The 19,670-nt window shown below is 53.1% G+C and carries 12 protein-coding genes and 1 pseudogene; 6 read left to right on the top strand and 7 right to left on the bottom strand.

The genetic code is table 11. The features are described 5' to 3' along the window. Positions 1-145: 145 nt before the first annotated feature. From AC1EKS_RS06600 to AC1EKS_RS06585, 4 genes are read left to right on the top strand one after another with little or no spacing between them, the layout of a single operon-like run. Complete coding sequence (locus AC1EKS_RS06600) at positions 146-925, top strand: IclR family transcriptional regulator (protein WP_481008665.1); 780 nt, start codon at positions 146-148, stop codon at positions 923-925. Beyond that, positions 915-2,342 carry an NAD(P)/FAD-dependent oxidoreductase gene (locus AC1EKS_RS06595; protein ID WP_481008666.1) on the top strand — a complete coding sequence of 476 codons (1,428 nt, stop codon included), beginning with the start codon at positions 915-917 and terminating at the stop codon, positions 2,340-2,342. The genes AC1EKS_RS06600 and AC1EKS_RS06595 overlap by 11 nt, the downstream gene beginning before the upstream one ends. Before the next feature lie 5 nt (positions 2,343-2,347). Further along, positions 2,348-3,847, top strand: coding sequence for an FGGY family carbohydrate kinase (locus tag AC1EKS_RS06590; RefSeq protein ID WP_481008667.1), 1,500 nt, complete (start codon positions 2,348-2,350; stop codon positions 3,845-3,847). A 4-nt stretch (positions 3,848-3,851) separates the two neighbouring features. After that, a complete protein-coding gene (locus tag AC1EKS_RS06585) occupies positions 3,852-5,261 on the top strand; it encodes an FAD-binding oxidoreductase (RefSeq protein ID WP_481008668.1) in 1,410 nt (469 codons plus the stop codon). A 372-nt stretch (positions 5,262-5,633) separates the two neighbouring features. Here the strand turns inward: AC1EKS_RS06585 and AC1EKS_RS06580 are convergent, their stop codons facing one another. After that, a complete protein-coding gene (locus AC1EKS_RS06580) occupies positions 5,634-6,206 on the bottom strand; it encodes a hypothetical protein (RefSeq protein ID WP_481008669.1) in 573 nt (190 codons plus the stop codon). 309 nt (positions 6,207-6,515) lie between these two features. Here AC1EKS_RS06580 and AC1EKS_RS06575 point away from each other — a divergent pair. Further along, positions 6,516-7,400, top strand: a pseudogene (locus AC1EKS_RS06575) (integrase core domain-containing protein). Between the two features lie 80 nt (positions 7,401-7,480). On the opposite strand, the gene AC1EKS_RS06570 reads toward AC1EKS_RS06575, so the two are convergent. The 6 genes from AC1EKS_RS06570 to ppdK form a co-directional block, all read right to left on the bottom strand. Then, entirely contained in the window at positions 7,481-8,632 is a 1,152-nt protein-coding gene (locus AC1EKS_RS06570; RefSeq protein WP_481008670.1) for an alpha/beta hydrolase, read from the bottom strand. A 9-nt stretch (positions 8,633-8,641) separates the two neighbouring features. Further along, positions 8,642-9,880 carry a hypothetical protein gene (locus AC1EKS_RS06565; protein ID WP_481008671.1) on the bottom strand — a complete coding sequence of 413 codons (1,239 nt, stop codon included), beginning with the start codon at positions 9,878-9,880 and terminating at the stop codon, positions 8,642-8,644. Positions 9,881-9,978: 98 nt separating this feature from the next. Beyond that, positions 9,979-12,999, bottom strand: coding sequence for an FAD-binding and (Fe-S)-binding domain-containing protein (locus tag AC1EKS_RS06560; RefSeq protein WP_481010331.1), 3,021 nt, complete (start codon positions 12,997-12,999; stop codon positions 9,979-9,981). A gap of 225 nt (positions 13,000-13,224) precedes the next feature. Next, positions 13,225-14,553 carry a Fic family protein gene (locus AC1EKS_RS06555; protein WP_481008673.1) on the bottom strand — a complete coding sequence of 443 codons (1,329 nt, stop codon included), beginning with the start codon at positions 14,551-14,553 and terminating at the stop codon, positions 13,225-13,227. A 93-nt stretch (positions 14,554-14,646) separates the two neighbouring features. Further along, positions 14,647-15,567, bottom strand: a complete 921-nt coding sequence (locus AC1EKS_RS06550) for a hypothetical protein (RefSeq protein ID WP_481008674.1) — start codon at positions 15,565-15,567, stop codon at positions 14,647-14,649. 234 nt (positions 15,568-15,801) lie between these two features. Then, positions 15,802-18,531 (bottom strand): pyruvate, phosphate dikinase, encoded by a 2,730-nt coding sequence (gene ppdK, locus AC1EKS_RS06545; protein WP_481008675.1) that lies wholly within the window; start codon positions 18,529-18,531, stop codon positions 15,802-15,804. A gap of 330 nt (positions 18,532-18,861) precedes the next feature. Here ppdK and AC1EKS_RS06540 point away from each other — a divergent pair, with 330 nt between their 5' ends. Continuing rightward, on the top strand, positions 18,862-19,626 hold the full coding sequence (locus AC1EKS_RS06540; RefSeq protein ID WP_481010330.1) for a DUF3152 domain-containing protein: 765 nt from the start codon (positions 18,862-18,864) through the stop codon (positions 19,624-19,626). Positions 19,627-19,670 lie beyond the last annotated feature (44 nt).

Raw genomic sequence — 19,670 nt, 5'->3', positions numbered from 1 at the left:
CCTCTCAAAAACGAGTAGGAACAAAACCCAGGACAGTTCATTGTGTATCCACCGCCTTGAGTCAGTTATCGATCGTGTGTGGTCTACTGCCACTGCTTGGCACATCTATTGACGAAACGCAAATTGAAATGGTTTGATCCACAATATGGAAGGTCATTGGGGACAAATTGAAACAGTCGGCATTACTTTTGCGATATTAGACTGCATATCTAGTGTTGGCCCCGCTGGTGCTGACGTGACCACTATCGAGCGAGAAACCGGTATACCCAGGCGTACGGTTTATCGGCATTTGGCGAATGCTCAAGAGCTGGGGCTCGTCGAGGCGCGTGGAAATGGTTCCGGTTTATATAGGTTAGGTAACACTGTAGGGCAGTGGGTCGTAAACCAATCACGTCAGCGTCGGTTTGTAACACTTTCTGATGACTATGTTACGAGACTGGCAAAGTCTACGGGTATGACCGTTCACTGCACTGTTTATGATCATGGAAGTGTATTGACTGTCGCATCTGCTCAGAGGCATTCAAAGGACGGCGTTTTTTCTCTAGCGGTACCGGGCACAAGACGACCAGCCCATGCGACTGCTTCAGGAAAGGTGTTCTTAGCCTTTAATCCTCGCCTAATCAAGTCCTACGTTATTAGGCCGTTGGTTGCACTCACTGGGGCGACGATAACCTCGACGGACGTTCTTCACGAAGAGATCGAGACTATAAAGCGGTGTGGGTTCGCTACCGATGAACACGAGTTCCAGCAGGGAATCTGTTGCGTTTCTGTTCCGGTAAAAGCAGAAGGAGAAGTCATCGGCGCCTTGTCGATGTCATTACCGTGGCCTGTAGAACAGCCTTTCAGACCTGATCCTAAGTTGTTGGAAGAATTACTAATAGCAGCAAGAGAATTTGCACAGCTGATTGGAGGAAATGATGAGTAGCGGGAGGTGGGCCGGTCCGAGGCCCGAAATTGATCAATCGGATATTGAGACCCTGCGTAATGGAATTACCGAACAGTTCCCAAACTTGCAGTTTGAGCTTAGTTCGCTCAATGGACGCCCTCATATCCAAGGGGAAACGGATACATGGGATACTGCGGTAAAGGTAGGACACAGGCTCTCGGATATTTGGTACAAGTTAGGTGACGATAAAGAAGTTATCGTCGATCTGACATCGCGGGATGCGCCGGAAACGGCAACCACTCCGCCAATTGCTAGTTTCGTGAGTGCGGTCCCGGATGAAGCAGACGTTGTGGTCATCGGCGCTGGTATCGTCGGCACGATAGTTGCACAAAAACTGGCTGTATTAGGCAATAGAGTCGTTTTGCTTGAGAGCCAGTTGAGGGCAGGTACCGGCGCTACTCGGTTGAATAACGGAATGGTTCATTCGGGCTTTGACCCTAAGCCCGGAACACTCAAAGGCCGGTTGAATGTAGAAGGCAACCGGTTATGGGACAAGCTTGCCTCGGATTTGGGTATCAAGCTACTTCGTACAGGTTCCACGGTTGTCTCATTAACCGCCGATCAAGATGAACGTATTGAGGAATACTATGACCGCGGCGCAGCAAAAGGCGTGCCGGTTGAGATCATATCGGGTGATGAGCTACGCAAAATTGAGCCCCGTATGTCTAAGAACATCAAACGTGCGTTGATGACACCGACGACAGGATACATAGAGGCCGTTGAAGCAGCTGAAAAGAGTGTTGAAATTCTTAGACATGCCGGCTCAAATGTTTTTTATGGAGTGACAGTCACCGGTTTCGAAAAGGACGAAAATGGTGTGACGGGTGTGGACACCAATGCCGGTTTCATAAAGACCAAGTTGGTCATCAATGTGGCGGGGCTGTTTGCTGACCATGTTGCTGCATTAGCAGGTGTCCGAGATTTCACGTTGCATGCCCGCAGAGGAACTCTAGTGATTGTGCGCGATGATAAGGACACTCCATACAGAATCGGTGCTGGCCCTGTTCCCTCCCCTTATACGAAGGGTGGTGGCGTCACATTACGTCCGTACGGAACACTTAGTCTGGGACCTTCAGCTGTTGAGCAACCAGATCGATTCCATTGTGTGCCAACGCAGGAAGAAATCGATTGGATACTTGAACAATCTGTGCTTATTTATCCCGAGATTGATCTTTCACACGTTGTCGAAGTTGAAGCTAGGCCTCGTGCTTCGAGTTTCGGTGAAGATTTTATTATCGGTCCTGCGGCGGGATTACCGGGATTCTATAACGTGTCAGGTATTCAATCCCCGGGGGTAGCAGCTTCACCTGCTATCGCTAATAAAGTCGTTGACGATCTTTTGCAACTCGGTCGCATAACGACTAATACGACGCATTATCAAGAAGTGTGGAGGTGATTGTCGTGGAACCGTATATTCTCGTTTTGGATGAAGGAACAACTTCTACGCGTGCTGTGCTTTTTAACAAAGAAACGAAAATCGTTGATGAAGAACAGTTGCCGCTTGCTGTCATGACTCCTCAGTTCGGCTTTGTCGAGCAAGACCCGAACGAAATTATTGAAAAATCAATCCGTGTTGTGAAGGCTGTGGTTGAACGTGCGCGCGCAGACAAACGAAACATCCTTTGTCTTGCCGTAACAAATCAACGTACAGCTACGACAGTCATGGATCGGGCTACTGGTAAGCCGCTGTCTCCGCTAATTAGTTGGCAAGATGCGCGGGCCGCAGATGATGCACGAGAACTCCTAGCTGATATAGGCAAAGAGTATACCGCGCGCACAGGATTGATGCCGGCAGCTGCTAATTGTGGCCTCCACATACTACATCTGTTTAAGAACAAAAACTTGAAAGCTCGTTCAGGAACAGGTGAACTTTTGATAGGTACGCCCGATACTTTGGTGATTAAGGCAATAACCGGAAATAATTTCACCTCGTCCTCGAACGCCTCAAGTACGGGCTTGCTTGACCAGCATACTGGCGAATGGTGGCAAGAATTCGTTGAACGTAATGGTGCTTCGGTGCATGATTTGCCCACTGTTTTGTCCGAGGATGGCGATTATGGCTACACAAGGGCGGACGTGATTGGTGCGGAGATCCCCGTGCGTGCTGTAGTGGCAGACCAACAGTCTGCGCTTTTCGGGCACGGAGGACTAAAACCAGGGTCTGTTAAATGCACTCATGGTACTGGATCATTCATTGATTTCAATGTTGGGGACAGGGTAGTAACAGAAACAAAGGGCCTTGATAGTCGCTTTGCGTGGCGAACAACAGGTTCTAATGCCAACATCATCGAGGGCTCAACATGGGTTAGTGGGTCCGCCATAGAGTGGCTAATTGATGATATGAAAGTGCTTCACAATGCAGCTGAGATCGACAAAGTTTGTGCTGAGTCTCAAGGGCTAGAAACGATCGTTGTACCTGCTTTAGCCGGTTTCGCTGCGCCATATTGGGACGGAAAGGCACGTGGTACAGTCTTTGGCCTATCAAGGCACACATCTTCTGCAGATATCGTTCGTGCGACAATCGAGGGTGTAGCCCACACTGTCGTGGATTTGTTGGAATTGATAGGTTCTATGACTGGCACCGACGTCTCTGTTTTGGCAGTTGATGGCGGTCTTTCAAGATCAAACTATCTGCAGCAATTTACTGCGGATTTACTGAACGCAACTGTCGAGCGGACCAGTGATCCATCGCATGTTACTGCGCGTGGAGCAGCATGGATGGCTGGTGTTAGTGCTGGCGTTTGGGAATCGCTCGAAGACGCCACCAAAACGCTACGCGTGGAACAACGCTTTGAGCCGCAAATGTCCGAAACCGAACGTCTGGCGCACCGTAAAGCGTGGAGAGACGCAATTGATCGATCGTTGGGATGGAGTCCCGAGCTACCTCAGGAGAGTAAATAACACTATGTTCACAGAACAACAAATACAGGAATTGCAAAATATGGAGGGTGTGGGAAGCATTAGCTTCGACCATGCTGATCTTTACAAACTTTCGCAAGATTCCTCCTTCCGGGCACAGAAGCTTAATAGGAAGGGCGAATCGTGGGGACAGGCCGAAGTTTTGGTGACACCTCGTACTGAAGCAGAAATTCAGAAGATAGTTCGTTGGTGCAACCGAAACCAGGTCCCCATTACCGTGAGGGGGCCAGGGTCTGGAGTTTCCGGCTCAGGAATTCCGGTTAATGGTGGGGTGTTGTTGGATCTAAGAGACCATAACAAGATCCTTGATTTTAACCCTGAGAATGGACACGTGACGGTCCAGGGATCGATTATCCTATCTGAGCTTGACGAGTACCTACGCGATCGCGGATTCACAATTGGACACTACCCGCAATCTTTCTCGATTGCAGGTGTTGCGGGATCGATCTGCGAACGCGGCTCCGGCACATTCTCGAGCCTGTATGGCAACGTTGAAGATATTGTCGCGGAACTTAGAGTGGTCCTGCCAGATGGTGAGATCTACCAGTCGCATTATTCTCCGCGATCGGCGACCGGACCTGATTTGCGGCAGCTATTTATTGGCTCGGAAGGCACGCTTGGAATAATAACCGAGGTAACTCTCAAAACTTACAAGGTTCCGGAACAGAGAACATTCCATTCGTATGCGTTCCCCTCTATTCATGAAGCTATCAATGTTATTCGTGAGACTTTGTGGTTAGGTATATACCCGGCCGTTGCCCGAATTTATGATCCGGTGGAAGGGACGGCTAAGCATGCCCAGTTCACTTCTGAAAGCAAGGGTGAGTGGCTGATGGTTCTGCTCTTTGAAGGAGCAGATGAAGTAGTGGCTGCACAGGAAGCTAGGGTCGAAGAACTAGCAAGTAAACACGGAGGTCGAAACCTAGGTCCAAAGCCCGCTGTTAACTGGGAAAAGATGAGGTTCGATGTTTCTTGGTTTACGGACGAAATTGATGATGAAGGAGGAATAGCCGAATCTGTTGAGGTTTCAGCCACGTGGGATAAATTGCCCGCAGTTTGGGAATCAATGCGGGAAGCAGCACTCTTAGAGATGGATAGAGTAATGGGGCACATCTCGCACGTATACAGGGACGGCGCGTCGCTTTACGTCATCGCAAGCGGCAAGAAAGCCAATCAAGATGAAGTGTTGGCAGCCTATTCCCGCCACTGGAGAAATCTCACCGAAGCCAGTATTCGAGCGGGCGGCACTATTTGTCATCACCATAGTGCAGGGCTTGAGAGAGCCCCTTGGATGGAGGAAGGAATCGGAGAGAACGGCCTGAACATCTTGAAAGACATCAAGAGAACGATGGATCCCAACGATATTATGAACCCAGGCAAATTGGCACTCGATTAAGCTCGACAAACCCGGGAGGGCCGGATCGATGAGATCCGGCCCTTTTCCTTACACGTGTCAAGATGCACAAGTGAGAACCCGGGTTACCGGACAAAAACCTGTCTACTGACTTGGCATGTCTAATGTAGTGTTTAACCAATATAGTTGGTAGTTGTCGCGGCGCTCATGGCGTGGTTATAGGAATACTCATTAGTACTCCACTTTCAAATAGGTTTAATGATCGATCATTAAAAGGCTCTAAAGCCCTTCACCTATTGCGTGGGTCGTGCGCGCACAAAGATGGCCCGCAGTAAAACTGCGGGCCGCTGCTGATTATTAGCGGATTAAAAATGGTCAGATGCTAGTCGCATCCCATAAGGCAACCTGAGTTGCTCAATTTCCCGTCTTTGTCGGGTTGCACCTGGTGGTGTGCCCATCCGTCGTCGTCATAGCTATATTCGGGGAAGTTTGGGTTGTAGCAGTATTGCCCACCATCGCACACCTCACCACTACCAGAGCCTCCATTGCCGCCTGCGTTCGAGTCGTTGTAGCTAGCACCGCTGTAATCATTGCCACTGTAGCCATTGCCTTCATATGCTGGTTCGTATTCGCCTGAGCTTTGCCTTGTTGAGCCTGCGTCTTGGCTTGTGCCGCGTCATTTACCGCTTTGCCGGCTTCACTCAAGGTTTTGGCTGCTTTACTCGCCTGGTCTGCGCGGGTAAACACGGCCTTAATATTGGTCACGGTTTCTAGTTTGCCTGGCTTGGCCTGCTCTAGTGCTTTAGCGGCCTTAAGTGCGGTATCTAGCTTGTCGGTCGCGTTCTTGTCTACGCCTTCACGGTTAGCTTTACCAGCGGTTTCGATGGCTTCGTTCAGGTTTTTTATTGCCTGGTCAAAACGGGTTGCGGCCTTGCCCGCAACTTCCTCACGCACGCCCTGGAATGAAGCGGTAAGCTTATCAAGCACGCTTTGGGCCTGGCCTTGCGCGGCCTTAACCGTGCTTGCGGCTTGCTTAGCTTTTCACGTCCTAGCGTGGAAGCATCCTGTACCTCAACGCTCGAAAGTGCATCTGCTTCTTCTACCACTGTGGCTAGGGCCTTAGTGTCGGTGTCTTTTGCGCGCTGTCCGGCTAGTTCAATAAGGTCACCCGCTTGCGTCTTGGCCTGGTCTAGCTCGGTTAGGGTCTGCTGATAGCTGGCCTGGGCTGTTTGGTATTCCTCGCGCGCTGAAGTGTACTGGGTTTTGTTCCTACTCGTTTTTGAGAGGATTAGGGATATGTCTAAGAGGTATTTTCAGGATTTTAAGGATCGTGCGGTGGGAGTGCTTTCTGATCGGTTGGCTGCTGATCGTTCGTGTTCACAGTGGAGGGCGGTTAATGAGATCGCTTTGAAGTTGGGGGTTGCGAATGAGCCATTGCGCCGTTGCTATTAGCAGCATCTTGTGAACACGGGTGAGCGGCAAGGGATGAGGCGTGAAGAATACGAGGAAGTCAAACGGCTTAAGCGTGAGGTTGGCGAGGTGCGTAGAGCGAATGAGATTTTGAAAACTGCTTCGGCTTTTTTCCCGGCGCAGCTCACCGGCCGGCCCGATGATGATCGCCTATATTGACGCATAAAAGGATCGTTTCGGGGTCGAGCCGATTTGCCGGACACTGGGGGCTAGCTTGGAAGGAGGGTTTATTACTTCTCGTGGTTACCTGGCGGCTAAAAGCAGGCCGGCAAGTGCTAGAAGTGAAAGATTGTGGGCTGGTCAACCAGATCGACCATGCAAACACAGGCATTGCCACTGGAAGCGTTAGAGCAGGGGGTCATGAACGCTAAAGAGCGCCTGTCTGGATTGGTTCACCACTTAAGTAACGGATCTCAATACACGAGTATTACCTATAACCACAAACTCGCTCACTGGGGATTCAAACCCCCCACCGGGACCGTGGCAGATAGCTACGATAACGCGCTAGCCGAAGCGGTCAACGGTCTATATAAGAGCGAGCTCATCTATTCACAATCATGGGCTTGTTTGACCGAGGTCGAGTTCGTCACCATGAACTGGGTCCACTGGTGGAACAACTACCGCCTACACCAGGCACTCGGATACACAACCCCCAGCGAGATAATCACCAGCTATAATCAAACACGGGTCAACGAACCGACCCTCGTATAAAAAGCGGAACAAAACCCAGTACGCTTCAATAATTCACCGAAACAAATAAATGGGCAAACGTAACACTTGCTAACTAACCCTTAGGGGCAGATGGAGCGAACAGCGGTTTCGCTGATTTCAGTGACGGGGCGAGCCTGCCCGGGCAGCGCCTGCCCTAACCAGCGGTGAATACCGAACCACATATCTTGGCGCACATCCGGGAACGACAAGAACAAGTCATGTTTACCGGGGTAACGTTCCATAGTTACCCGGCGGGAGAGCCGCCAGGCATTCGCGCACATAGTTTGCACGCTTAGCACCGAATCGGTAAACATCATTTCCCGTTTCCGTTTCCCACTAGAAGAAGCGGTAGAAGTCAGGAAATAAGTCGGCACCTCGGTGGCTTCACCTGCTAAAAGCTTCTTTTGGGTTATAGTAATCGCCCGCACCCAACCGAAACGCACTACCGCCTCTGGGGTGCCCTTCCAGCTTGAAACCAGTGGCCAACCCTGAAGAGAGGGATCTCGCAGCCAAGGTTCCAGACGTTTCGGTAGAGTACCATCAACCTTTCGATCCCACCCCAGCAAGGTATCTACATAAGCAGAGTCAGCCGACTGTAGGGGGACCTCTTTCTTTGCTGCTCGTCGCGAAAAGATTTCCGCGAGGGCGCGCGCTCCGAAACGCTGGGACATTCCCCCCGCCATTTCAATCCAGGGAGAATCAAGCAGCAGTCCCGCCACCTGATCCCGGTGCCGATTAGCCCAATACGCGGCGATGAGTCCCCCCGTAGAGTGACCGGCCAACAATAGCGGCAAACCTGGATGCTCCTCCTGGATAACCTCTAGAGCTGCATAAATATCCAGATCATAGGACAAAAGATCATCGGTCCAACCGAAAGTCTGCCACTTGCGCAGCGAACGTCCATATTTACACAGGTCGATCGCATAAAAGGCACCCCCCGCTAGGGAGATATGGCGCGCCAGTTCTCGCTGGAAAAAATAATCATTCCAACCATGAATGAACAGGCAGGTAAAGGTCGGTTCTTCGGGGGTGTTAGAGATCGCCCACCGGTCCTCACCGGGAAGGTGCCGCACCAAAGTGGCGCACAGTTCACCCTCATCATCACGGGGCAGCTCCAGCGTGCGAGCCTCAAAACCTGGCCCTAAAATATCTGGTACCCATCGACCCACTGGCACCGGTACCGTCGGAGGCTGGGTTGGCAAAGACGCGGCAGATGGAATCCCTTTCCCCATTTTTGTCTCCTAGTGACCGTGCTTCCCCTCGTGCGGAGTTGCATTACGTTCAATCTCCGCGTTAACTTCCGCAATGGCTTCCGCCAAAGTGGGCCCTTCCAGGTTCCCAATTCGGAACGCCTCCCACCCGTCCAAGCTGGGGTCCCCTCCGATCTGTTCGAATGCCACCTGCACCTGATCGGTAAACTGTCCGTCACCAGCGTCAATCACGCCCTCCTGTTTTAGGAGAGCTTCACAAATCCGCCCGCGATCATCTGACCATAGTAGGACGGTATCTTGAGCGACCAGTGAAGAAATGGAACGCAGACCCTGGGCATCTTTTTGCAGTAGCTGGGGATCATCAGAACTGGCGGCAGCTTCGCCCTCATTTATGGTTTCTTCTGAAGATTCCTGATCCGCACCCTCGTTTTCGGCAGCTGGGCTTTCCGTCTCGGCTACCGGTTCTTCTTCCGAAACTTCCTGCTGAGGTTCCGCGCTGTCTGCTGCGGCAACTGGCGAAGCTTCCCCTTCAGCCGACTCTAGCTCCTGGTCAGCGGCGGGCTCATCCTCGGAACTACCTGCAGGAGCGGGAGGAGCGGGCGGCGCAGGGGGGACTGGAGACGCTTGCGCGGGAGAAGATTCTTCATCTACATGCCACGAAATCTGGGGAGCCGGAGCCCGATGCCCTCCGATTTGCGGGCGGGAATAACTAATAGAACTGGCGGTAAGCTGCGCAACTTCCAAGAAACGGCGGCCATTAGACATCTGCCGGGAAGAAATTTGGTGAATCTCTATTCCCGAAGCAAACAGCACTCCCAGAGCCGAGTAACATCCCTCGTCGATCTCTCCTACTACCAGGATTAATCGCGGACCCGGCTGAGTGGTGGGCGGCATCGCCTCCCGAAACTCAGCCCAACCGGTTTGGAAAGCTTGCACTCCCCCCGGATATTGACTGGCCAAATCCATCCATCCCTGCCCAGAAACTTGCCCGAGCCGAGAAATCGCCGCCACCAGGCTCACCGGATCCAGCCGGGAAAGCACCTCGACCGAAACTACCTGTCCGGAAGCATCTAACGCAGTTAAAGAATGAGGACCACTTCCAGATTCTCCACCATCCCCCGCCCACGCGACGGGAAAGAGGGGACGGTCGATAACCTCCAGCACCTGCGAACGGATGGATTCGAGCACATCCTTCTCTAAACCATGTCCCACCGGGGTGCCAAACTGTGCCGGTATTAGGCGGCCAGATTCCAGTTCAAAAAGTGCCATCGATTCACCGTTCCCTGCTTTTCTTACGGATGTTTATTCCATTGTGTCACGGATACCCGCCAGGGCGCCGGTTTTAGCGCCGATGGCGCTGTTAAGGATTATTTTTTCGAGGAGGCATCGGGGGTAGCCAGCAATTCCGCTAAATGCACTCCGCCCCGGCCAGCCAAGGTCTCGGCCTGGGTACGACAAGAGAAACCGTCCGCCAGGAAAATGGCATCCGGATGGGCTTTTAAGGCTGGTAGGAGGGCGTGGTCCGCTACCGCCAGCGACATCTGGCGGTGGGCAGCTTCCATCCCGAAATTACCGGCCATCCCGCAGCACCCCTGTAGTTCCACTAGCTTTGCCCCGGTTTTTTCCAGTAAAGCGCGATCGGCATCCCACCCCATCACCGAATAGTGGTGACAGTGGGGTTGGGCCACCACGCTCACCTCGCTCAGGTCCGGTAACGGCAGATCGGGGCAGTTGGCGTTAAGAAATTCCGCGAGGGTAAAGGTGGATTCGCTGACCATCAAAGCCCCCGGATCTGCGGGGAAGAGTTCCAGCAGGTCATCGCGAAGCACCGCGGTACAAGACGGCTCGATTCCCACGATGGGAATTCCATTGGCGGCCGGAGGAGCTAGGCGTTCCAACAATTTTTCTAGGTGGTGGCGTGCCCCTTTAAGCTGCCCGGTAGTAATCCAGGTCAGGCCGCAACAAGTATCAGGCGGCGCTAAGAATACCTGCCATCCCGCATCACTTAGAAGCTTAATCGCGGCCCGCACCCCGCGTTGATCTAGTCCCCGGGAAAAAGAATCTGCCCAGATAACCACGGATTTAGAGGCTGAAAGTGCCGCCTGGCGAGTTTGCTTTCCCGCGTGAGCTGCGATTTCTTTAGCCGCTATCGCTCCCGGTTTTCTGGAATAGTCCTGTCCCCAGGGGGAAATCTCTGATTTTTTCGGCCAGAGCTGGCGGTTCGGATACTGCTTTTCGAGGGAGCGGGTGGCAAAACGAGGAAGCGCGCGCGACGTATCTAAGTGGAGCAGTTTTAATGCGGTCTGGGTAAGCGGGCGAATCTTGGTAGCCAGATTCGCTAAGCACGCGGCTCCCGGCAGCTTCGCCATTAGTCGCAGCCAGCGCGGCAGCCAGCCCAGAGCGTAATGCGAGAGTGGACGGAGCCGACCCCGATAACGCCGGAAGAGGGTTTCACTGCGCCACTTGGCCATATCTACCCCGGCGGGGCAGTCCGCGGAACAAGCCTTGCAGGCCAGACATAAATCGAGAACTTCCCAAATCTCGGGGTCGGATAATCCGTGGATCAGTCCCCCATTGGTAGCTTCTTGCAGGATGCGCGCCCTACCGCGAGTAGCGTCCTGTTCGCGCCCACTCGCCTGGAAAGACGGACACATAAACCCGCCCGCGGCGCTGTTATCGGCGCGGCATTTTCCTACCCCAGTACAACGATGAAAAGCGTCGGTGAGGCTGCCGGCGTCCTCGGAAAAAGCAAAACCCTCCCGGCGGGATTCGAGGGCACGCGCCTGGGCGCGCCGCACGTTTTCCTCAACTCCGTCTGGACCTGCCGGACCCGTCAAGACCCCGGGATTCATCAGATTATCCGGATCAAATAACGCTTTTACCTGTGCAAATAAATCTACAGCTTCCTGGGAATACATTTTGGGCAGTAGCTCAGATCGCGCCCGGCCATCCCCGTGCTCCCCGGAAATGGAACCTCCATATTTTCCAACCAGTTGCGCGGCGGCAAATAAAAAGTCCCGCGATTTCCCTAGCCCGGCGGCGCTCCCGAGCGGCATATTTAGCCGCACATGCACGCATCCATCTCCGAAATGTCCGTAAAGCAGTCCGTCTAACCCGAAGCGATCCAGGAGTTTTTGAAAATCTTGCAGGTAGGCGGCCAAATTTTCGGGCGGTACCGCCGCATCCTCCCAACCAGGCCAGGCCTGATCCCCCTGGGGAGTACGTCCCCCGAGTCCGGCCCCATCTGCGCGGATCCTCCAAATAGCAGCGGCATCATCTCCCGGAGGGTAAATCATGACTGCATCCCCGCTAGCTCCAGAGGCGTCCGCCAGCTCCCGCGCCCGCTGCAAGGTCGCGTCCTCATCTAGGCCTTCCCCGCCCACCTCGCACAGTAGCCAGCCGCTACCTTTAGGGAGATCCGGCACCGCCCCCGGGCCTTTATGCTGGCGTACCACTTCCACCAGCCGGGCATCCATACCTTCCACTGCCAGGGGCTTTAAGGGGAGAATCCGCGGCACGGCTGCGGCGGCGGCAATCATATCGGCAAAACCGAGTGCTACCAGCACGGGAGCCTTTGGAAGGGGGACGAGGCGCACGGTCGCTTGGGTAATAACCCCCAAAGTGCCCTCGGTTCCAGTAAAGAAAGGTGCCAGGGCGGGGCCGTTTTCGGGCAGCAGGTGCTCCAGGGAATAACCGGAAACTTGCCGTCCAAAGCGTCCAAACTCGGTGCGGATAGTAGCTAGATTCGCTGCTACCAGGGATTTTAGGCCGGGTATTTGTTGGATTTGTGCTTGCGACACGGGGGTGTCTTGCGGGTTTTCTGGCGCGTCTTGCGAGGTCTGCCCGGCGATAATCTCGCGTCCTAAGCCATCGATTAGACGCAACTCTAAAACGTTGTCTGAGGTGCGCCCATAGGCAGTAGCGTGGGGCCCGCAGGCATTATTTCCAATCATCCCCCCAATCGTGCAACGAGAGGAGGTGGAAGGATCCGGCCCAAATCGCAGCCCGTGAGGTGCCGCCGCCTGCTGTAGCTGGGCTTGCACCACTCCGGGCTCTACGATTGCATAACGCTGTTCGGGATCAATTTTTATAATTCGATTCAAGTGGCGAGAATAATCGATTACCACGCCCGGACCGATGGCATTTCCCGCGCAGGAAGTACCCGCTCCCCGCGCAGTCACCGGTACCCGACATTCCCGAGCAGCCTGCAATAATACTCGCAGGTCATCTTGATCCTTCGGGCAGGCGATGACTTTAGGAGGAATCCGATAGTTGGAAGAATCAGTGGCGTAGACTGCGCGGTCGGCGCGAGAATCTAGCACTTCCCCCCGGAAATTTTCGCGCAAGAGAGAGCGAAAGGTGCGGTAGTCACCTGCCTGGATACCCATGATTCGCCTTTCTTTACTTCTGCGCCTCATCCTATCTGTTTCCCGCGTAGCTCCTAAAGCGTGTTCCATTCCCATATTCCTGGAGCAGTGTTATTACAGCCAGCAGATCTCTTGAAGAACGTTCAAATAGCTTCCATACACCTGAAGTGTCAGAAATAATTATTTCTGACACTTCAGTACGCCAAGGCTAACACTTAGAGTATCTTCCCTGGTAATAACGCTCTCCTAACTGTCAAGGTCATCTCCGGAGCCCGAACTGAGCCATTTTTCCCACCCTGGCACTACCCACCAAACAACCCGGCGACCTTTGCGTCCTCTGCGTAAAAACCCCATCTCTTCCAGAGCGCTCAAGTCGCCATGCCCGCTAGGACGTGACACCCGGAATCTATCAGCTACCATTTGCGCCGTCCACAGCGTTTCTGGCTCTCCCCGAGACTCCAACAAAATATCGATTTGACGATTATTTAAGTCGGCGCGATCTTTCAACCCTTCTTTAATCTCTGCCGCCTGTCGACGGTCATCCGCTAGATATTTCTCCAGATGCTCCACTGTTCTTCGAAGGATTTTCAGCTGATAAATAAGAAAATAGGTCAGATCTCCACCGTCATATTCCACATTCAAAAATGCGCGCGCATACTGAGCGGGCGCCTCCTTTAGCAACGCCGATACCACTAAGAACCTAGCTGCCGGAAAACCCGCTTTCAGCAGCATCCAATAAAACATAGAACGTGCTGTTCGACCATTGCCATCAGCGAAATAATGATCGTACCCAACCATGAAATGTACAACCATCGCCTTCAATAGAGGGTGCATCCACGGCTCAGGTTCATTTATGAAATCACAAAGTGCTTCCATACGGGCAGGCAACTCCCTTGCCGGCGGCGGAACGTAAATGATCTGTTCCGAGTCCCCAAATACCTTTACCCGATCACTTTGGTCAGACTGTATCTTTCCCACATCGCTTTCTATGTCTAAGGTCCCCTCCGTTACCGTGCGATGCAGTTTTTTAATAAAATCCGGGGTAGCTTTAACTCCCAGCAAGTCCTGCAGGTTCTCCATTGCCAAATAGTTGTTAACTATCATTCGTTCACTTAAATCTCGCGGCTCCCGGTTTTGCTCCAGTAACTGCCTGGCAACCCGCCGCGAGGTAGACGCTCCCTCTAACTGGGCAGAGTAAATGGCTTCGTCCGTTAATCCGTTGTAAATAAACTTGTGGCGTTGGTACGCAGATACGGTCGTATCCAAACTAGATAACTTCTGGCTCAAAAAGTAGCATTCCCTAGAAATAAAAGGTGGCAGGCAATACCAGAAAGGCTCTCCCGACTGCTGCTTCAGGGCGACCGGAATGGCATTGTTTATCCTTTGCAACCGGATAATCCCCCACCATTGCGAAATAGTTAAACCTGCCGGAGGGGTTTGGTGCCGAAATTTATCCCAAGGATCATAGGACTCAAGAGTACTTTGTCTTAAGACTGAAGCCAGATTGCCCCCGAGGACTTTTGAGGCGTTAACAAACTCCTCAAAATAGTCAGGAGGCATCGCCGGAGTTTTCATTTCTCCACCTTAGCAAATAAAGTGTCAGAATTATTTATTTCTGACACTTTAAGCAGTCAGCACTGACACTTACCACATTTGCCCAGGTAGGTGTCACCGTTCAACTGTCAGCGCAGGTCGCTCACTGGCCAGAGATAAAGCCAAAGTGAGCAGACACAGAAAATATGCGAAAATTCTATAGGCGGGCAATGCATTAAAAATACCCAGGAACTCTAGCGCTACCAGGCAGTAGCTATAGATCGCTGCCCAGAAAATAAATATCGTCCAGTCTTTGGGTTCCTTAAAAGTAAGACGCGTTTTCCTAGCTACCACCTGCCACAGCGAAATTAAGAAAATAAAGCCCCAGAGCAGCAGGAAGGCTAGGGGGGCGAACCACTCATCGGTTAGTTGATTGAGTTTTAAAGACGCGGCGGAGGCAATTCCTACGAAACCCACGCCTGCCAGGCCGATAGCCAAGGTAACCACCGAGATTAAGGGTTTTGACTTTGGTCGGGGCTGGCGCTGCCAAAAACGCTGGTTTAAATAGACAATCATCGGAGTTTCAAATAGGTATCCCAAGAAGTTCACCCAGATTACACTCATGAACATATGGTGGTTGATAGCCAGAGTAATTGGACGTCCTTCCCAAATCCAAAACCCACCGTTTAGCCTGATCGCCGCCACGTCCAGGAGAAGATCCATCGAAACCACTAACCAGCCGGCTAGCAGTCCCGTCAACACCCGCGATAACCCGATTTTTTTCGCAAGTCTTAGCGCCGCAACTGCAACCCCGCCCCACATTAACCCGCCAAAGAAAGGGAACTGGTTGGGAGCCCAACCAATGCTAATAAAATACTGTGAACTGTAGTGATAGATTCCAGTAAGCCTAACCGCCAGCAATTCGAGGGCGAAACCAGCCAGTGCCGCCGAGAAAAACAGGCTCAGCTCATCGAAGTTTTTCTTTCTGACGATGTCGCTAACCAACACCGCCGTAATCAGGTAACAGATAATTTCGAAGCTGCTAATCCAATTCACCGTGCCACCTCCTAAAACGAGTCTAGAGAAAAACTGGTACCGAGTATTCCTCTCACCCATCTTTCCCGCCCCTGACCTGAAAATCGATTAGGGGAACCTGGCAAGCTCCCATACCTGTGGCTACCTAAAAAGATACAAAGGGGGCCGGCGGGATTGACCCGCCGGCCCCCAGGGGTTTTATGAAAATATTCTAGGGCGCGGCTGCCGAGAGTCCCGGCATCGCCCTAAACCTCGCTAGGCAGTAGCGTCTTCTCCGGATCCATCAATGTTTTCCAAAGCTACCACGCGGCCAGCCTCCAAACGAGCCACTGCCACCCGGAAGGGCGAGCAAGACACGTAGTCTAAACCGGTCTTATGGAAGAAGTGGATAGATTCCGGATCGCCACCGTGCTCACCACAAATACCCAGCTTAATTCCCGGATTAGTGGAGCGACCACGGGTGACCCCCTCGTTCACCAGGCGACCAACGCCGTGAGTGTCGATGGTTTCAAACGGGGAAGTACCGAAAACGCCCTCTTCAATGTACTCGGGGAAGAACACGCCCTCGCAGTCATCGCGGGAGAAACCCCAGGTAGTTTGAGTTAGATCGTTGGTACCAAAGCTGAAGAAGTCAGCTTCTTTCGCCAAAGACTCGGCAGTGATCGCCGCGCGCGGCAACTCGATCATGCAGCCAATCGGAATATCCAAGTTAACGCGAGCACTCCCGCAAACCTCGCCGATAACTTTCTCAGCGCGGCCACGAATCAGGCCCAACTCGGTAATCGAACCAACCAGCGGAACCATGATCTCGGGACGGGGATCTAATCCTTCCTTTTTGAGCTCAGCCGCTGCGCTTACCAAGGCACGAATCTGCATCTCGAATAAGCCGGGCATCCAAATGCCCAGGCGTACCCCGCGGAGACCCAGCATCGGGTTAGCCTCATGCATCCTGCGCACTGCCGTCAGCATCCGCTGATCTTCCGGGTTAACCTCACCTTGCGCTTTTTGCAAAGCGACCTTAACTTCCAGTCCGGTCAGATCCGGGAGGAACTCGTGCAGCGGCGGGTCAATCAAACGCACGGTCATGGGCCTGCCGTCCATAACCCGCAACATTTCCGAGAAATCCCGCTCCTGCAACTCGCCCAGCCTATCGAGCGCATTCTGGCGATCCTTAGAACCTTCACCAGACAAAATCGCGTGTTCGACCAGCGGGCGGCGATCACCCAAGAACATATGCTCGGTGCGGCACAAGCCAATACCGGTAGCTCCAAACTCCACTGCCAACTTGGCGTCCTGTGGATTATCCGCATTGGCGCGAACCTGCAGTCTTGCCCGCTCATCCGCCAGTTCCATCATGCGATCAACGCAGCGCACCAAATCTTTCAGGTCTTCATCATCGTCACAGGCTTCCAGCCCGGCCTCTAAACCAGCTTCGAGATAAGTGGTTACCGGAGAATCCTGAACCGGAACATCGCCCTCGAAAACTTCGCCAGTCGCACCATCGATAGCAATTACGTCACCTTCATGGAAAACCTTGCCATCTACAGTCAAAGTCCCGGCTTCCGCATCAATCTCTAGGGCTTCCGCTCCGCAAACACAGGTCTTGCCCATGCCGCGAGCAACCACTGCCGCGTGGGAAGTCTTGCCGCCCCGCGCGGTTAGCACGCCCTCGGCAGCAACCATTCCTGCCAGGTCATCCGGGTTGGTTTCCCGACGGACCAAAATACAGGTTTTACCAGCAGCCTTAGCCGCCTCCGCCTGCTCATTGTTGAAAGCAATTCCCCCAACGGCAGCCCCCGGAGAAGCGGCCATACCGGTAGTCAACCGTACCCGATCCGAATCCACGTCGAACTGCGGGAACATCAACTGGGTAAGCTGTTCGCCCGTGACCCGCTCCAACATCTGATCCTTGGTGATCAGCCGTTCCTCGTTAAGCTGCGCGGCAATCCGGAAAGCCGCAGCCGCGGTCCGCTTGCCCACCCGGGTCTGCAGCATCCACAGCTTACCTTTTTCGATGGTGTATTCGATATCGCACATATCCTGGTAGTGAGTTTCCAGGCGGCGCATAATCTTGACGAGCTCTTTATATACGGGCTCATTAACCGTCTTCAGGTGAGATAAAGGTTCGGTGTTGCGGATCCCCGCCACCACGTCCTCACCCTGAGCGTTCATCAAAAAGTCACCGTATACGCCGGATTTACCAGTAGAAGGATCCCGGGTGAAGGCCACACCAGTACCGGAATCATCACCCATATTTCCAAACACCATGGTGCAAATATTTACCGCAGTCCCCAGGGAGTTCGGAATCCGTTCCCGGCGGCGATAGATAGCTGCCCGCTCAGTATTCCAAGAACGGAATACCGCCTCGATCGCCATATCCATCTGAGTACGCGGATCCTGCGGGAAATCACTGCCGGTTTGTTCTTTAACAATCTGCTTGAACTGGTCGGTCAGTTCCTGCAGATTTTCGGCAGTCAAATCCATGTCGGACTTGGCGCCAACCCGGTCTTTCATGGCATCCAGGGCATCAGCAAATAGGTCACCGTCAATATCCAAAACGGTCTTGCCAAACATTTGTACCAAGCGCCGGTAGGAGTCCCAAGCGAAACGCTCTGATCCCGACATTTTTGCCAGGCCCACAACTGAACGGTCATTAAGCCCCACGTTAAGGACGGTTTCCATCATCCCCGGCATCGAGAATTTCGCACCCGAGCGCACGGATACCAGCAGTGGTTCCTCTTCATCCCCCAGGGTGCGTCCTATCTGGTCTTCTACCCCGCGCAACGCCTTGGTTATTTCCGGAACCAGGATTTCGGGTACCTCGTTACGTTTGAGGTATGCCCGGCAGGCGTCGGTGGTGATCGTAAAGCCGGGGGGAACGGGCAAACCCAGATTGGTCATTTCCGCTAAGTTGGCACCCTTGCCGCCCAGCAGGTCTTTCATATCCTTGTTACCTTCGGCAAACGTGTAGACATACTTTGCCATAAGCTAATGGCCTCCATTTATATTTTCAACTACGCTCAAGAGCGATTCTTCCGTTCCTAATCTTAACAGGTATGAATAAGAGCCTAGGTCTTGAGTCCCTGATTTGGAATCGCCACGACAAATTGAGATTTTCCGTAGAGACCGCCGACACATTTTTACTGTTACCGCAGGCTGGCCGATTCTCATGCCTCACCAATCGCGCTTTCAACAGCGGGGCAGTCCAGATGTCCCTGACAATCGCTTAGACTATTGACTGTGTCAGAGTATCCCCCTAGGAGGCGTCGCCTACCATCCCGAGCCAGCCGCTCGCGCCGGCGCTCGGACTGGAATTTGCTTATTCGCGCCTCCTCCCTCGCGATTGCACTGACTATTACTTTCATTTTAATCATTTCTGCGATGCCGCGAGCCCCCCAGTCCGCGCAGGCGGAGCAGACAGCACCCACCCTTCGCTGGACGGCGGTTCCGGTTACTAACCCCAAACAGGAAGTTAAAGAACCGCCAATTCCTTTGGAGGTTAAGGGAGATTTAGCGGGAGGAGAAACTTCCACTAATGTCCCGCAATCAGCTTCCGGCACCACCTCGGTAGTACCCGGCACCTGGCAAGGACGGGGCACCGGTAAAGTCTATTTTTATCGGGTAGAGGTCGAAAACGGGCTACCAGTTAACGGCGTAACCGCCGCGAAAAGCATCCACGCCATTTTGAATGATCCGCGCGGGTGGGGCGGAAAACAGGGGGCAATTTCTTTTACCCGCACCGATGGCCAAGCTGATTTTCGGATAGTTATTGCCAGTCCCTCCCTCACCGATAGGCTTTGCGCCCCCTTAACCACCAACAGCGTTTCTAACTGCCGTAACGGCGACAATGTGGTGCTTAACGCTCATCGTTGGATAGGAGGCGCCAAGATGTGGTTCCAAAAAGGTAAAACCATGACTGATTACCGCATTTACGAAGTCTCCCACGAAACCGGGCACTGGCTAGGACACGGACACCTATTTTGTCCGCAGCCCGGGGGACTCGCTCCTGTCATGCAGCAGCAAAGCGCAGATGGCGGGGAAAACCTGGGGTGCATTCCCAATGGTTGGGCTAATCCCTAAATCCTCTGTCGACAGCTAATTTTGAGGTCGCATTCAGAACTACT

This window comes from Varibaculum sp. C0165D1, assembly GCF_056590355.1.
This window is presented reverse-complemented; position numbering and strand designations above follow the sequence as displayed.

Bases quoted from the DNA above. Each gene is read 5' to 3' on its own strand.
- AC1EKS_RS06585 (WP_481008668.1), top strand. From the start codon at position 3,852: ATGTTCACAGAACAACAAATACAGGAATTGCAAAATATGGAGGGTGTG.
- AC1EKS_RS06565 (WP_481008671.1), bottom strand. From the start codon at position 9,880: ATGGCACTTTTTGAACTGGAATCTGGCCGCCTAATACCGGCACAGTTT.
- AC1EKS_RS06570 (WP_481008670.1), bottom strand. From the start codon at position 8,632: ATGGGGAAAGGGATTCCATCTGCCGCGTCTTTGCCAACCCAGCCTCCG.
- ppdK (WP_481008675.1), bottom strand. From the start codon at position 18,531: ATGGCAAAGTATGTCTACACGTTTGCCGAAGGTAACAAGGATATGAAA.
- AC1EKS_RS06555 (WP_481008673.1), bottom strand. From the start codon at position 14,553: ATGAAAACTCCGGCGATGCCTCCTGACTATTTTGAGGAGTTTGTTAAC.
- AC1EKS_RS06595 (WP_481008666.1), top strand. From the start codon at position 915: ATGATGAGTAGCGGGAGGTGGGCCGGTCCGAGGCCCGAAATTGATCAA.
- AC1EKS_RS06600 (WP_481008665.1), top strand. From the start codon at position 146: ATGGAAGGTCATTGGGGACAAATTGAAACAGTCGGCATTACTTTTGCG.
- AC1EKS_RS06560 (WP_481010331.1), bottom strand. From the start codon at position 12,999: ATGGGTATCCAGGCAGGTGACTACCGCACCTTTCGCTCTCTCTTGCGC.